Here is a 14095-nt window from a genome sequence, read left to right as displayed (position 1 = left end):
CTTCGCTCCTGTCAGAAATCGAAATTCACCATCCGATACATGATAAAATCTCCTAGCAGAGCCAACATCCCGAATAATGTGAAGATTGGGAATATTAGTTCGTCGTGCCACACGCCCCCATAATAAGATGGGGAAATTATTTGGAGGACCGCGAACATAACGAGGGGGAACAGTGATATGACCCAGGCCGACACGCGCCCCTCGGCGGAAAGCGCCCGGATTTTCATTCGAAGCTTCTGCCTTTCGCGGAGTACAGAAGACAGGTTGGACAAAATTTCGGTCAAATTACCGCCGGTCTTGGCCTGGATCGACAGCGACACCGATAGCAGTTGAAGGCCCTCGAAGCCGACACGCTGCGAAAGCTTTCGCACGGCCTGCTCGATGCTGAGACCGAAGGTGATCTCATCGGAGACGATGCCGAACTCGGTGCCGAGCGGATCCGGCATTTCGCGCGCGACCAGACCGATGGCGACCGAAGCGGGGTGTCCGGCGCGCAGCGAACGAACGATCATGTCGAGCGCATCCGGCAGTTGTTTGGCAAACTTCTGGATTCGTTTGTTGCGGGCACGCCGGAGGACGAGAAGCGGCAAGACGAGCCCGACGACCAGAAAGACAATGAGCGATGCCAAGGTGGAGACATTGAAAAGGAACGCCAGCAGCAACGCCATCGCCAGCCCCGCAAACAGGAACGTTGCGGCGAAGGTCAGGGGATTTCCGGTAATGCCGGATTGGGTATAGAGCCTGTTCAGCCAGACCATGCCGAAAAGAAAATCGCCGGAGTCCGTGAGGCCACGCTCCCGCAGCAATCCCTGTAACGTTTGTTCGGCCGGAACCTCGCCGGCGAGCCGCCTCAGGCGGCGATTGACTGCCATGGACCGGGAGCGGCGGCCGGCAAAGGAAAGATAAAGGGCTTCGCCGGCGAGAATGAGTGAAGCCGCCGCAAGCATATAGATGAAGTAGAGCAGAGCTTGACCGGTCGGCATCAGAGGGCAACCTGCGGGTTGAAGGCGTCCTTGGCGAAATGATGACCAAGCGTCGCGGCCTCCGGAGCGAAGCGCGGACGGACACCGGTTGCGCGAAAATCTCCGATGACCTTGCCCTCGGCTGTAACCTCACGGCGGACGAAATGATAGATTTCCTGGAGCTGCACGACATTGCCCTCCATGCCGGTCAGTTCCGATATGGAGGTGACACGCCGGCCGCCGTCCGAAAGACGCTGTGTCTGCACGATGATGTCGATGGCCGACGCGATCTGCGCGCGGATTGAATCATGCGTCATCGGCATGCCGGCCATGCCCACCATCTGCTCCAGCCGCGAGATCGCATCGCGCGGCGTGTTGGCATGGATGGTGGTCATCGAGCCTTCATGGCCGGTGTTCATCGCCTGCAGCATGTCGAAGGCTTCCTCGCCGCGCACCTCGCCGACGATGATGCGGTCCGGCCGCATGCGCAGCGCGTTCTTGAGCAACTCGCGCTGGCGCACCTCACCCCGACCCTCGACATTGGGCGGACGCGTCTCCAGGCGCCCGACATGCGGCTGCTGCAATTGCAGTTCGGCCGCATCCTCGATGGTGATCAGGCGCTCCTTCGAGGGGATGTAACTCGACAATGCATTGAGCAAGGTGGTCTTGCCGCTGCCGGTGCCGCCTGAAACCAGGATCGATTTGCGCGCCTGCACGGCGATCCGCAACAATTCGATCATCGGCGGGCGGATCGAATTGAACGCCATCAAACGCTCGAGTGAATATGGATTTTTCGAGAATTTGCGGATCGACACCAGGGGACCGTCGACCGAGACCGGCCGCACCGCGATGTTGACGCGCGATCCATCTTCCAGGCGGGCATCGACCATAGGCGACGATTCATCGACACGCCTGCCGATGGCCGAAACGATCTTGTTGATGACGCGCAACAGATGCGCCTCGTCGCGAAACCGGATCGGCGTTTCTTCGACAATACCACGCCGCTCTATGAAAACGCGCTTGTGGGTGTTGATCAGGATGTCGGTAATCGAATCGTCCTTGAGCAGGGGCTCGATCGGCCCAAGTCCCAGCATCTCGTCGGCAGTGTCGCTGGTCAGCAGATCGAGTTCGCGGGCATTGAGCGGCACCGCACGAGCACGAACGAACTCGCGCACGATGGGGCGGATCTCGTTCAGGATCTCATCCTTGGAGGCATTTTCAAGAGCGGTCAGATTGAAGCGATCAATCAAATGGCGATGAAGCTCGACTTTGAGCGTCAGGAAATCGTCACCATACGATTCGATTTCGGGGGCCGGAGATAGTGCTGGAACAACAGTCAGCGCTGCTGTCGGCTCGGCTCTTGCCTCGACCTTCGGATCGCCTGGTCCCTTGATGAACCGCCCCAGCATAGTCGCTTATACTCCCCTCGGCTGCGTATTAGCGGAAACTAAACGTTAACCAACGACGACACAAGCGCCTGGATGCCCTCCGTACGGTCATTACTTCAGACATAGTTAAGAGCAAGAGCTGGCAATCCCTTGTTTATTTGATGCGGGTCGGCGCTGGGGGCTTCCCCATTTGCCACGAGTTTCGGTTCACCCGGTCCTTGTCGGGAAAGCCCGGCAAGAACTGCCCCCTAACCCCTTAGATATAAAGGAATATGCGTTATGACTAATACTTCCCTAATTCCGCCACATCCGCGGCCAAATTGTGAACGAATGGTTAAGGGAGATTGAAAATTCAAACGAATCAATCCCTTGCCGAGATTCTGCTTTGCAATCTTCTTGCCGAATCAGGTACATGAAAGTTAAGGAACCCTTAATGTCGTTTGACTCTGCGTTTTCTCGGGACCTAGGATCGAGATGACGGGGGATGCTTGGGTATGGATTTCATCTCTTGCTCTGTCTCGTCGGGTTCAAACTCCAAGGGAGAAATTGACATGAACAAGCTCATGACGATGACCCGGCAGTTCCGCGACGATGAAAACGGCGCTGCCATGGTCGAATATTCCATCCTGATCGGAATCATCGCGGTCGCCGCGATTGGTTTCATCATCGGCATTGGCGGGTGGGTAACGGGCCGCTTCACCGGTCTTTGCGCAGCGATGCAAGCCAGCGGCGTCGGCGCCTGCGCTACTGGTGCCGGCAGCTGATCGATAATCCCCAGGCCCGGAATTGACCTTCCGGGCCTGGATTCAAATCGCTGCGGGCGAATTCCCGCGTCTGCTGGGGCTTGGGGTTCATGCGTGCCAACACACTGATCATGATCGTGCTCGCCGGCGTGTTCGGCGTTCTCGCGGTCGTACTTGTCAACATATGGCTCGCTGGTCAGCGAAGCGCCATTGCGCAAACGGGCATCGTCCAAGGCAGCACGGTTGTCGTTGCGGCGATGCCGCTGAAGTTCGGCGATGCGCTTAGCGCAGACAAATTGCGCGAAGTCGCATGGCCTGCTGGTGCGGTTCCGGCCGGGGCGTTCAAGACAACGAAAGACCTGTTAGCAGGTGACGGTGCCAAGCAGGCACTGCAAGCGATCGGCGTCAATGAGCCGATTCTTGCTACCAAGATTACTGGCCCCGGCCAACGCGCCACACTTTCGGCAGTGCTTGGCGAAGGCATGAAGGCCGTTTCCATCCGCGTCAATGACGTGCTCGGCGTTGCCGGCTTCGTTTTCCCGGGCGATCGAGTCGATATTCTACTCACCCGCACGGCGCGCGGCGATGATGGCACGGACAAGAGTTTCGTCGACGTGCTGCTGCAGAGCATGAAGGTGCTGGCCATCGACCAGGTGGCCGACGAAAGCAAGGACAGCCCGACGGTAGTTAAGTCCGTGACGCTGGAGGCCAGCACCAGGGACGCGCAGAAGCTGACACTGGCGGCAGGGGCCGGCCAGTTGTCGCTGGCGCTTCGCCAGGCCGCGGCCAGCAAGGGCGAGACGACGGAACGCGTGACGCTTTCCGACCTGACCGGCGAGACGCCGGCCGATGTCGTCGCCAGGCAGGCGGAGCTCGACAGGAAGGCAGCGGCGGAAGCCGCGGCTGCAGCCGAGCGCAAGCGCGCCGAAGACAAGATCGCCGGGTTGACCCAGGCTGTGGAGAAAGTGGGAAGCCGCCTCGATGAGTTGGGCAAGGTAAAACCGGCGCCGGCTGTGGCAGCTGAGCCGCAGGTGAAAGAAGTTGTCAAGGAAGTGGTCAAATATGTGCAGCCGGAACCACCGGCGCGGGCGACAGTCGGTGTCTTTCGGGGTATAAAGCTTGAAACATATGATGTGCCGCGACAAAAATAACACCGGCATATCAGATACGTGGAGAGCGAATCAGCCGGCGAGGGGGTAGTGTTAATGCGCGTATTTCGGGGATCACTGACCACCGTTCTGGCCTTTTTCTGTGTGTTGCTGTCGTTTAGCTTCGCCGTTCAGGCTGCAGACCGCTTCATCGACGTGTCGACCCCCAGCGTCCACCGGGTTTTCCTGCCGATGTCGCAATCGGTGACGATCCAGGTGAGCGCCAATCTGGGCGACATCGTCGTCGGCGACGAGAAGATCGCCGATGCCCAGCCGATGACCGACCGCACGCTCTATGTCATCGGCAAGGGGGCCGGTACCACCACGGTCAACCTGTTCTCGACGGACAAGCGTTCGCTCGGCGCCCTGCAGATCGAGGTCGGCGTCGATGTCAGCGACATGGCGCAGGCGATCCGCCAGGTGGCGCCAAAGTCGCGCATCGAAATCGGCTCGGTCAACGGCAGGGTCAGGCTTGGGGGCCATGTCAAGGACGGCCCCACGCTGGCGGCGATCCTGGAGGTGGCGCAGCAATATGGACCCGATGCCATCATCAACTCGGTCATCGTAGACGACAGCCAGCAGGTCAATCTGGAAGTGCGCGTGCTGGAAGCCAAGCGCAACGCCGGCCGCGATCTCGGCGTGTCGATCAAAACCACGAACCGCGACGGCTCCACTCAGGTCGGAACAGGCATAGCCGCTGCCGATAAAGACAACGTGATTTTAGGCACTGGAGGATTGCTCAGCAACCTGCTGTCTGTATCCTCTCCGTTTGGCGCACTGCTGACACGCGTCATTGATAGCAACATCAAAGTCGATTTGTACATTGAGGCGCTCGAAGCCAAGGGCGTGGTGCGCACGCTCGCCAACCCCAACCTCACTACGCTTTCCGGCGAGGAAGCCAGCTTCAATGCCGGCGGCGAAGTGCCTATCCGTACTCTCGACAAGGATGGCCAGATAAGCATCGAGTACAAGCAATTCGGCGTCAATCTGATGTTCACACCGGTGGTACTCGACGACGGCAAGATCCACATGAGGCTGGCACCGGAAGTCAGCGACCTGACTGGCTTCACCACCGCCGGCGACCCGATCTTCACCAACCGCAAGCTGGCCACCGTCGTCGAATTGCGCGACGGGCAGAGCTTCGCCGTCGGCGGGCTGCTGTCCAGCAAGACCACCAAGCTTCAGGAGCAGGTGCCATGGCTCGGCCAGGTGCCTGTGATCGGAACGCTGTTCCGCAATTCGAGCAACCAGAAGGAAGAGACCGAGCTGGTTGTCATCGTCACGCCGCACATCGTGCGGCCGGTGAAGCCCGGCGAGCAGCTGGCAACGCCGTTCGACAAGACACGGCCCGCCAACGATCCGGAATTCTTCGTGCTGGGCCAGCTTGAAGTGACCAGGGACATGGTCCGCAAATATGAACTGGGCGAAGGCGTCACCGGCCCCTATGGCCACATGCTCGACTTCAAATCGAAGGACAAGATGCTCTATGTCAAGAAATAGCGCCTTGATCCTCATTCTCTGTGCCGGTGCGCTGTCGGGTTGCGCCGCGGACTATCTGAACCACTATGACACGGTGACCCTGGCCGCCGGCGACACGCAGAAATTCAATTCGATGCTGCAGACGGTCGACCCGCTCAACCCGGCGTCCAGGAACACACATATCGAAGGCGACGGCACGCGCGCCGCACTTGTCGCACGTAACTACAAATTTCCACCGCCACCGCCGCCGCCGCCGGCGATCACGGTCAATGTCGGCGGGTCGGGCGTGACGCAGTGAACTGAACGGAAGGATGCGGAGGGCGCCGGGCATGCGAGGGGCCCTGGCGCAATGAGAGAAAGCAAGGTCATGTTGGGGACCATTCGGGCCTTCTGGAACGATCAACGCGGCGTTGCGATGATCCTCGTGGCTATCATGCTGCCGGTGATCATCGGCTTCGCTCTGCTGGCAATCGATATGAGCCGGGCCAACGGACTGCATAACGATCTGCAGAAAGGTGTCGATGCGCTCGCGCTTGCTGTAGCGGCGGAACTGGACGGCAGAGCCGATTCAATCACTCGGGCCAACTTGGCGAAGACCACCCTACTTACCAACAAAACCAAATTCTCTACCTCCGACGATCCCACTTCTCACGATCACACGCTTGGCGTGGCTGATGTGACCGTCACATATCTGACCGGAATACCTGCCGACGACAGCATCGGGTTGAATGCCGCCGGTGTCGACACCAATGGCGTGAACTGGGCAAGCTCCGACCCCAAAGCCGTGACATTCTCTCTGGTGACGGTGAACGCTTCCGGCCTGGCGGATGGCCCCGGTGCTTTCGCGACAATTTTTCCGGCCAGCTTTGTCGGCAGCAACAATACGTTCGACATCCGGCCCCAGGCTGTGGCCGGATTTGTCCAGTCGATCTGCGAAACGGTGCCAATCTTCATGTGCAATCCGTTCGAGACGACCGACCCGTTAACCAGCAAGACCATCCAGCAGGCTTTTGCCGCCGGCCTCACCTATAGCCGCGAGTACCGTATTCTCAAGGTTGACTCGAATCCTGGCCCTGGCAATTTCGGGCTGATCGACAACAGCCTGGCCTCACTGCGCGACGCCCTGGCTACCGGTACCGCAGGCACTTGCTATCAACGCGACAAGCTCATCACGAAAACCGGCGTCACCTTGGGTCAGGTCAATGCTGGGCTCAACGTCCGCTTCGACATCTACAGTTCCTCGCTTAAGTCACATGACAAGGACTGGGCATATCGGCCGGCAACCAATGTGCGCAAGGGCGTGGACAAGACCGCTAACTGCAACAAATACACACCCAACACAGACGGAACGGCCATGGCGCTGCCGCCGGGCGATAGCTTCGATTCCGCCACGGGCATGACGAATTCGACATGGGACCGCAGCAATTATTGGCAGATCAATCATGGTGCGTCATATCCCAACGTCCCTAGCACCACCAACCCGACCGGCGCCGCTGTGCCGGCTTCCAGATATGACGTCTATAAATACGAGATCGCGAACGGGCTCGTCGGGGACAAGTCCCTCGCGCCGACAAAGGAAACCGGCGTTCCAGCCTGCTTCAAAGGCGCGACGCCGAACTTGGATCCCGATCGCCGGCTGCTCAACATGGCGATCGTCGACTGCATTGCCAACCGAGCCAAGATCAATGGCCATATCCAGCTCAAGCCGGACGGCTATGCCAGCGTCTTTTTGAACAGCCCGATCCAGAAGCAGGACAACAGCAAGGACGATGAGGACTCCACGGCCGGCGAGAAGCCCATCAGTCTGGAGATCGTCGACGTCGATGGAGGGTTTGCCAACAACACCCTTCTAGACAAAGCATTCCGCAACGAAGCCCAGCTGTATCGGTAAAGTCGACATGACCAGGTTCGGCAAAATCATTGGGCGGTTCCGAGGCGACGAAAGTGGCGCTGCTTTGGTGGAAGTCGCGATTACCGCACCACTCGTGCTGCTGTTATCGGCTGGTGTGTTTGAGTTCTCCAACATCCTGAACACGCGCCTGCTTCTCGAAGCCGGCGTCGAGGATGCGGGTCGCTACATGGCACGATGCAGCAGCGATTGGGATACCTGCAAGGCGCGGGCTCAAAACCTTGCCGCCAATGGGGCGGTCGCTGGCGGTAGCGCTAGGGTGACCGGATGGCTTCCAGCCACAGTTTTGATCACCAAAGCTTTGTCCACGCCGGCGGTCGATGTGGCCACGGGCACGCAGCTTTATCTTAGCAGCACGGCCAATGTCGACGTCGTGGACGTCAGCACGTCCTATTCTTATCCGGGCGTTGGATTCTGGTCATATCTTGGCTTTGGGGCCCTGACCCTTAGCGTATCCCATCAGGAACGAGTCATTGGATGGTGACGGGACGCACCAAGTTTTGGGCTAACCAGTCTGGAGCGGCAATGGTCGAAATGGCCATTGCAATGCCGCTGCTGTTGACGCTTCTGCTTGGCTTCGTCGATTTCGGCTATGCGTTTTACCAATGGAATGCAGGGAATAAAGCGGTGCAAGCCGGCGCAAGGCTGGCGCAGATTTCTACACCCGTCGCCAGCGGGCTCCTGGCCGAGACGATAACGCAGAGCGATGTAACCAAAGTCGGCACTGCGGTGGCCGCAAACACCTATAACTATATCTGCACGGCCAATACCGCCGGAAGCGTCTCTTGCATTTGCGGCACAGGCGCTACGTGTCAGAACCTCAATGTGAGCCAGGCCGCCTTTGATTTCATTTTCAGCGGCAACAGCAGCCGGGCCGGAATGAAGACATTCCTGCCAATGCTGGCTAAGTCCGAAGTGCGGATACAATATCAGGCGTCCGGTCTCGGCTATTGGACGCGTCCCAGCGGGCCGGTGCCGACCATCACTGTCAGCATCACCAATCATCCCTTCCAGTTCTTCTTCCTAGGCGGACTGCTCGGATTCGGGAACATCACCATGCCCTCCATGCTGAGCACGGTTACGGGCGAAGACCTAAAGAGTACCTGGCCATGAACGCGATCAACACCAAGGTTACGCCGACCAAGCGCAAGCAGGTGGCGCTGTTCTCGTCGGATCCGAATTTCAAGCGCGATGTGGCGACGCGGCTCGATGCGCTGGCGATCTATGATGTCCGGGTTTCCGAGACGAGCGACTTCCTCAAGGGGCCGCCGGCCGATACGCGCCCGGGCATCGTCATCCTCGATCTGGGCAATGGCGAGCTGCTCGGCAGGCCCGGCATCGTCGAGGCGCGCGCGCTGTGGGCCAGCGTTCCGCTGATCGCGGTTTCCGACGAGCTGACCTCTGAACAGACGCGCGTGCTGGTGCGCATGAACGCCTCGGACTGGCTGCACAAGCCGCTCGACGGCAAGGAGCTGCTCAATGCGGTGACCTTCCACGACACCGGCAACCAGGGAACGAAGAGCCGGATCATCACCTTCATCGGCGCCAGCGGCGGCGCGGGCGCGACGACGCTGGCGCTGTCGGCGGCCGAATTCCTGGCTTCGAAATCGGCTGAGCGCGCGGCATCCACCTGTCTCGTCGACCTGGATTTCCAAAGCGCCAATTGCGGCGCCTATCTCAATCTGTTCAACCAGTTCGACCTTGCCGGCATCATCGGCCAGCCGGAGCGGCTCGATGTCGAGCTGATGGATGTCATCAAGCTGTCGCGCCCGTCCGGCCTCACCCTCTACGCGTTCGAGCGGCCGCAACTGCCGTTCGAGCCGCATGGCAGCGATTTCGTCTTCCGGCTGCTCGACCTCGTCGCCTACCGCTTCGACGACATCGTCATCGACCTGCCCAATCTCGAAACGCCCTGGCACAATTCCGTGCTGTCGACGAGCGACGAGATCTTCATCGTCTTCGAGCTCAACGTCGCGTCACTGCGGCAAGGCAAGCGGCTCTACAAGAAGATCCGCGAGCTGCGCGGCAATGCGGTCTCGATCACGCTGGTCGCCAACAAGCACAAGCGCAAATGGTTCGGGAACCATTTTTCGCGCAGCGAGCTCGAGAAGATCTTCAAGGCGCCGCACATCAAGTCGGTCGCGCTCGACAACGCGCTTCTGACCGATGCGCTGAACAGGGCCATCCCGCCTTCCGAGGTGGATGGGCGGGCGCGCTTCAACAAGGATCTGAAGCGGATGTTCAAAGAGCGGCTCGATGACGCTGCCCGATAGATATCGGATCGTCCCAAAGCTCGCCGGCGCCTGCGTGCTCGGCGTGGCGCTGGCGCTGTCCGTCCACGATTTCGCCGAGGCGCGATCGGCGCTTTCGGAGCGGCCGCCGCTGCCGGCGATGGGGCCCAGCCTGCGCAAGGCCGTTGCCTTTAGAACCGCCGAGCAGCCGGGCACGATCGTCATCCGCAAGGACGAGAAGGCGCTTTACCTAGTGACCCGCCAGGGCCAGGCGCTGCGCTACCAGATCAGCGTCGGACGCGACGGGTTCGGCTGGACGGGCACCGTCAAGGTCGGGGCGAAGACCGAATGGCCGGAGTGGCGCCCGCCGCAGGAAATGCGCGCCCGCCAGCCGGAGCTGCCGAAAATGGTGCCCGCCGGCCCCTACAACCCGCTCGGCGCAAGGGCGCTCTATTTGTCGCGGGACGGGCGCGACACGCTCTACCGCATACACGGCACCAACGACCCGTCGGGTGTCGGCTTCGACGGGACATCGGGCTGTTTTCGTCTCACCAACACGGATGTGATCGATCTCTTCAAACGCGTCGCGGTCGGCGCAAAGGTGGTGGTCCAATGACGATGATCAGCGAACCGGACATGCCGGCGATCGATATCGGAAACCAGGAACAGCGCGACCCGGTTGCCACCGAGAAATTCAGCAAGGCAAAGACGATCGGCGTCATCGTCGCCGGTGGCGCGCTTCTGATCACCGCGGTCAACATGGCGGCTGCGGTCTATCTCTATCGTGGCATGAGCGACCTGCGTTTCGTCGAGGCGCGGCTGGAGCAGCTCGGCGCGTTCGAGCAGCGGATCGCGGCCCGGCTCGACACGGTCAACAACGGTTTTCAGAGCCGTTTCGAGAAACTGGACAGCCAGTTGCAAGGCAGCTTCAACGAGATCGATGCCAGCATTGCCCGGTTGGGGCAGAATGCGCCGGTCGCCGGCGGCGAGGCCATGCCGGGTGCGGAAGAACCGTCCGAATTCGCCACCAGCACGCTGGCGCAAGCGCCCGAAGCCCTCGACGGCGAGAGCGCGAGCGAACCCGGCGTCATCGAAGCGCCCGCACCCAGGAAGAGAATCGCATCGGCCTCGCCCCCTGCTCCAAGCTCCAACTACCAGCGCATCCAGCAGCCCGACGGCAAGGTCTATTACCGCCGGATCAACTAGACCCGGCAGAGCCCGAAGCGGGCGGGTTGCAGGTGGCGATCGGTCTAGAGATCGCGCTGCAGCGCCAGGATACGGATGGCCCGAACGGACCGCTCCCGCGCCTCAGTGAGGAAGGCGATGTGGCAGTAGGCACAGGCCACGATGCCCAAAAGCAGAACCAGGCTGTTTTTCAAGGTGAAATCGACGGCCAGCGAATACGGAAGACCCTTGGGCGACGTGAATTCGGCAATCGTGCTCGCCGTTTCCGAATGGCTGCCGACGGCGATCATCAGGCCAGCGAAAATCAAGGCGACGTGGTTGGCGAGGAACGAGAATGCCGACTTTTTGGTGTGGCACGCCACCCAGCAGACGATCGCTGCCGCGGCAAGAATGACGGCGTCGACAGCCATGGAACCACCCAGCCAGACATCGACCTGCTGCCAAAGCACCGTCGACAGAGGGCGCAGTTCAAGCCATAGCCACCATGCGGTGGGGCTGGCTGGATAGGTGCCCAGCAACAAGGTCGCCACGCGCTCCCCTGCCAGGAGCGCCAGAATGAGAAACGGAAAGGCGAAAAGCAGAATCGGCTTGCGTTTCATGTTCCCTCGACAATCTGCAAGCCAGGATAGGCCGTATAGATTGCTCAAGGCTTAACAGCCTACTTCCGGCCCTCTCCCGATTGCGAGCGTTCGAGGACGGCGAAGAAGATCACGGTGAGCAGAAGGACGATCAGCAGCAGCACGAACGCGGCTGCCGCGCCTTCGTTGAGCGAAAGGCCGAGAAAGGCACGGCGGTAGGCAAAGAAGCTCAGCACTTCGGTCGCGTTGCCCGGCCCGCCCTTGGTCAGGACATAGGGCAGATCGTAGGTCCGGAACTCGTTGATCAGCTGGATGATGATGGTGATCGCCGCGACCGGCCGAAGCATCGGCAGCGTGATGTAGAAGAATTGCTGCCAGCCGCGTGCGCCATCCACTTCAGCTGCCTCATAGGGATCGCGCGGCAGAGCGGCGAGCCCCGCGGCGAGGATCAGCACGACGAAGGACATTTGCTGCCAGATGTCGATCGCCGCCATCGTCCAGAGCGCCATGCCTGGCGTGCCCAGCCAGTCGAGGCGCGGCAGGCCGAACGTTTCCATCAGATGATTGGCGATGCCGAGATTGGGCTGGAGCAGCATGCGCCAGATCAAGGCGACGCTGATCGGCGACATCGCCATGGGAATGGTCAGAACCGCGAAATAGACCGGCTTCATCCGGACCGTCCGGTTGAGCATCAGGGCGATGCCAAGCCCGATCACGAATTCGCCGACAACCGTCACCGCCGAATAGCGCACGGTGAGCCAGAGCGCGTTCCAGAACAGCTCATCGCCGATCATCGAGGCGAAATTCTTGAACCCGACAAGCGGCAGAAGCTGCGGCTTGATCAAGGTCATCGAGGAGATCGAGAGGATGCAGGCATAGGCCAGCGGAAAGCCCATCACGATCGCCAGCAGCAGCAGGCCGGGCAAGGCAAAGGCCCAGCCGGTCCGCCACTCGCGGCCACGGGCAGCCCATCCTTTTTTGATCGCATTGTGCATCGTAGCCGAGCCTTGGTCGGGGTGGCGTTGCTGATCTCGTCAAGATCCGGGGTCTGGACAAGATCCGGCGCGGCTGACACCGCCGCGCCGGATCTCCTTGCCGAGCCGGACCGCTATTTATCGAGGAGCCCCTGCAAGCCGTCGGAAGCCGCCTTCAGCGCCGCGTCCGATGTCGCCTGGCCGCCAGCCGCCAGCGAGAGCTGGGTACCGAGCAGATCCTCGTATTGCGCCGAATAGGTGAAGATCGGGAACGACTTGCCGGTCGCCACCACATCCTCGGCGGTCTTGTAGAAGGGATATTTCGCCAGCACCGCCGCATCGGCATAGACATCGCTGCGCACGGGCGCGTGGCCCTCGAGCGCGCGCTTCACCGAAACATCCTTGCTCTGCACCCACTGGATGAAGGTCCAGGCGGCTTCCTGCTCTTCCGGCGACGTGTTCTTGGGAATGCCCCAGCCCCAACCGCCGCTTTCGCCGTGGCCACCCGGCATCACCGACAGGGCGACCTTGCCGGCGACCGTCGGACACTTCACGGCATCGTCCATCTGCGGCAGCATCCACCAATAGGTGACCATGCTGAAGGCCGAACCGCTGCACATCAGGCGCATGGTGTCGTCGAGCGTCGCCGACACGGCACCCTGCTGGGCGCCGTGCTGGATGTTGTCGACATAGAGATCGAGCGCCTTCTTGGCCTCTGCCGTGTCGAGGCTCGCCTTGCCGTCGGCATTGAGATAGCTGCCGCCGGCGGAGAACAGGTAGTTGGAGAATTCCATGCTGTTGGGATCGCCGCGCTGGCCCTGCATCGCGGCTCCGGCGACGCCTGCATTGGCCTTCATGAATTTGGAAATCGCCACATAATCTTCGAGGGTCGTCGGCAAAGCGAGTTCCTTGCCGGTTGCCGTCTTGTAGGCGGCCTTGAGCTTCTCGTCGCCGATCAGGTCCGTCCGGTAGAGGAGGCCCATTGAGTAGTTGTACATGGGCACCAGGAACAGCTGGTCCTTGGTCCGGCCGAGCAGGTCAAGCGTCGAGGGAATGAAGGGGCTCAGGTCGTATTTGGATTTCTCGACGAAGGGTTTCAGGTCGGCGAGCCAGCCGGCGGCCGGAAATTCGCCGGCCCACAGGAAGTCGACCTCGAGCACATTGTAGTAGCTCTGCGACGCGGTCAGCTGGGACACCAGCTTGTCGTGCATGTCGGGATAGCCGATCTTCTCGAACTCGACCTTGATGCCGGTCTGCTTCTCGAATTCGGGCAACAGCGCTTCGATGATCTTGGTTTCCGGCACGTCTTCCATCAAGGCGTGCAAGGTGATGGGCTCAGCCGCCCTGGCCGGAAGCGATGCGCTGACAACCGCTGCCCCGCTCACGGCCGTCATCAGCATTTTGATCAAGGTCTGCTTGTTCCAAGTCATAACTCTCTACTCCTCTTTCCCTCTGGACGCGGCGGTGATCCCGTCACGATTTCATAACCGGCTAGCGA

At 60.6% G+C, this 14095-nt stretch carries 15 protein-coding genes; 10 read left to right on the top strand and 5 right to left on the bottom strand.

Translation table 11 applies throughout. The annotated features are described in order from the left end of the window. Positions 1–11: 11 nt before the first annotated feature. Complete coding sequence (locus NKJ67_RS27255; RefSeq protein ID WP_352584250.1) at positions 12–983, bottom strand: type II secretion system F family protein; 972 nt, start codon at positions 981–983, stop codon at positions 12–14. Continuing rightward, positions 983–2371: a TadA family conjugal transfer-associated ATPase gene (locus tag NKJ67_RS27250; RefSeq protein WP_352584248.1), complete on the bottom strand. Its 1389-nt coding sequence runs from the start codon at positions 2369–2371 to the stop codon at positions 983–985. The genes NKJ67_RS27255 and NKJ67_RS27250 overlap by 1 nt, the downstream gene beginning before the upstream one ends. A 530-nt stretch (positions 2372–2901) precedes the next feature. Here NKJ67_RS27250 and NKJ67_RS27245 point away from each other — a divergent pair. From NKJ67_RS27245 to NKJ67_RS27200, 10 genes are all read left to right on the top strand, one after another. Further along, positions 2902–3114, top strand: a complete 213-nt coding sequence (locus NKJ67_RS27245; RefSeq protein WP_352584246.1) for a Flp family type IVb pilin — start codon at positions 2902–2904, stop codon at positions 3112–3114. Positions 3115–3203: 89 nt separating this feature from the next. After that, the gene (gene cpaB, locus NKJ67_RS27240) at positions 3204–4244 is read left to right on the top strand and encodes a Flp pilus assembly protein CpaB (RefSeq protein WP_352584244.1); all 1041 of its coding nucleotides are present in this window, start codon (positions 3204–3206) and stop codon (positions 4242–4244) included. Positions 4245–4298: 54 nt separating this feature from the next. Beyond that, positions 4299–5741, top strand: coding sequence for a type II and III secretion system protein family protein (locus NKJ67_RS27235; protein ID WP_128302624.1), 1443 nt, complete (start codon positions 4299–4301; stop codon positions 5739–5741). Then, a complete protein-coding gene (locus NKJ67_RS27230; protein WP_128302625.1) occupies positions 5728–6018 on the top strand; it encodes a hypothetical protein in 291 nt (96 codons plus the stop codon). Before NKJ67_RS27235 ends, NKJ67_RS27230 begins: the two co-directional genes overlap by 14 nt. 51 nt (positions 6019–6069) lie before the next feature. Then, the gene (locus tag NKJ67_RS27225; protein ID WP_352584241.1) at positions 6070–7611 is read left to right on the top strand and encodes a TadE/TadG family type IV pilus assembly protein; all 1542 of its coding nucleotides are present in this window, start codon (positions 6070–6072) and stop codon (positions 7609–7611) included. Between the two features lie 7 nt (positions 7612–7618). Continuing rightward, on the top strand, positions 7619–8113 hold the full coding sequence (locus NKJ67_RS27220) for a TadE/TadG family type IV pilus assembly protein (RefSeq protein ID WP_128302627.1): 495 nt from the start codon (positions 7619–7621) through the stop codon (positions 8111–8113). A gap of 41 nt (positions 8114–8154) precedes the next feature. After that, positions 8155–8742 (top strand): TadE family protein, encoded by a 588-nt coding sequence (locus tag NKJ67_RS27215; RefSeq protein ID WP_352584239.1) that lies wholly within the window; start codon positions 8155–8157, stop codon positions 8740–8742. Next, on the top strand, positions 8739–9902 hold the full coding sequence (locus NKJ67_RS27210) for a CpaE/TadZ family protein (protein WP_128302629.1): 1164 nt from the start codon (positions 8739–8741) through the stop codon (positions 9900–9902). Before NKJ67_RS27215 ends, NKJ67_RS27210 begins: the two co-directional genes overlap by 4 nt. After that, on the top strand, positions 9886–10476 hold the full coding sequence (locus tag NKJ67_RS27205) for a L,D-transpeptidase (RefSeq protein WP_352584237.1): 591 nt from the start codon (positions 9886–9888) through the stop codon (positions 10474–10476). Before NKJ67_RS27210 ends, NKJ67_RS27205 begins: the two co-directional genes overlap by 17 nt. Beyond that, entirely contained in the window at positions 10473–11066 is a 594-nt protein-coding gene (locus NKJ67_RS27200; RefSeq protein WP_352555008.1) for a hypothetical protein, read from the top strand. The genes NKJ67_RS27205 and NKJ67_RS27200 overlap by 4 nt, the downstream gene beginning before the upstream one ends. A gap of 44 nt (positions 11067–11110) precedes the next feature. Here the strand turns inward: NKJ67_RS27200 and NKJ67_RS27195 are convergent, their stop codons facing one another. The 3 genes from NKJ67_RS27195 to NKJ67_RS27185 form a co-directional block, all read right to left on the bottom strand. Next, positions 11111–11644 (bottom strand): hypothetical protein, encoded by a 534-nt coding sequence (locus NKJ67_RS27195; RefSeq protein ID WP_352584235.1) that lies wholly within the window; start codon positions 11642–11644, stop codon positions 11111–11113. 59 nt (positions 11645–11703) lie between these two features. After that, a complete protein-coding gene (locus NKJ67_RS27190; RefSeq protein ID WP_127395315.1) occupies positions 11704–12618 on the bottom strand; it encodes a carbohydrate ABC transporter permease in 915 nt (304 codons plus the stop codon). A gap of 113 nt (positions 12619–12731) precedes the next feature. Beyond that, entirely contained in the window at positions 12732–14027 is a 1296-nt protein-coding gene (locus NKJ67_RS27185; RefSeq protein ID WP_352584233.1) for an extracellular solute-binding protein, read from the bottom strand. Positions 14028–14095 lie beyond the last annotated feature (68 nt).

The sequence above is a fragment of the Mesorhizobium sp. M0088 genome (genome assembly GCF_040322895.1).
GTDB lineage: Bacteria > Pseudomonadota > Alphaproteobacteria > Rhizobiales > Rhizobiaceae > Mesorhizobium.
The sequence above is the reverse complement of the archived record's forward strand: the minus strand, read 5'-3'. Positions and strand labels throughout refer to the sequence as shown.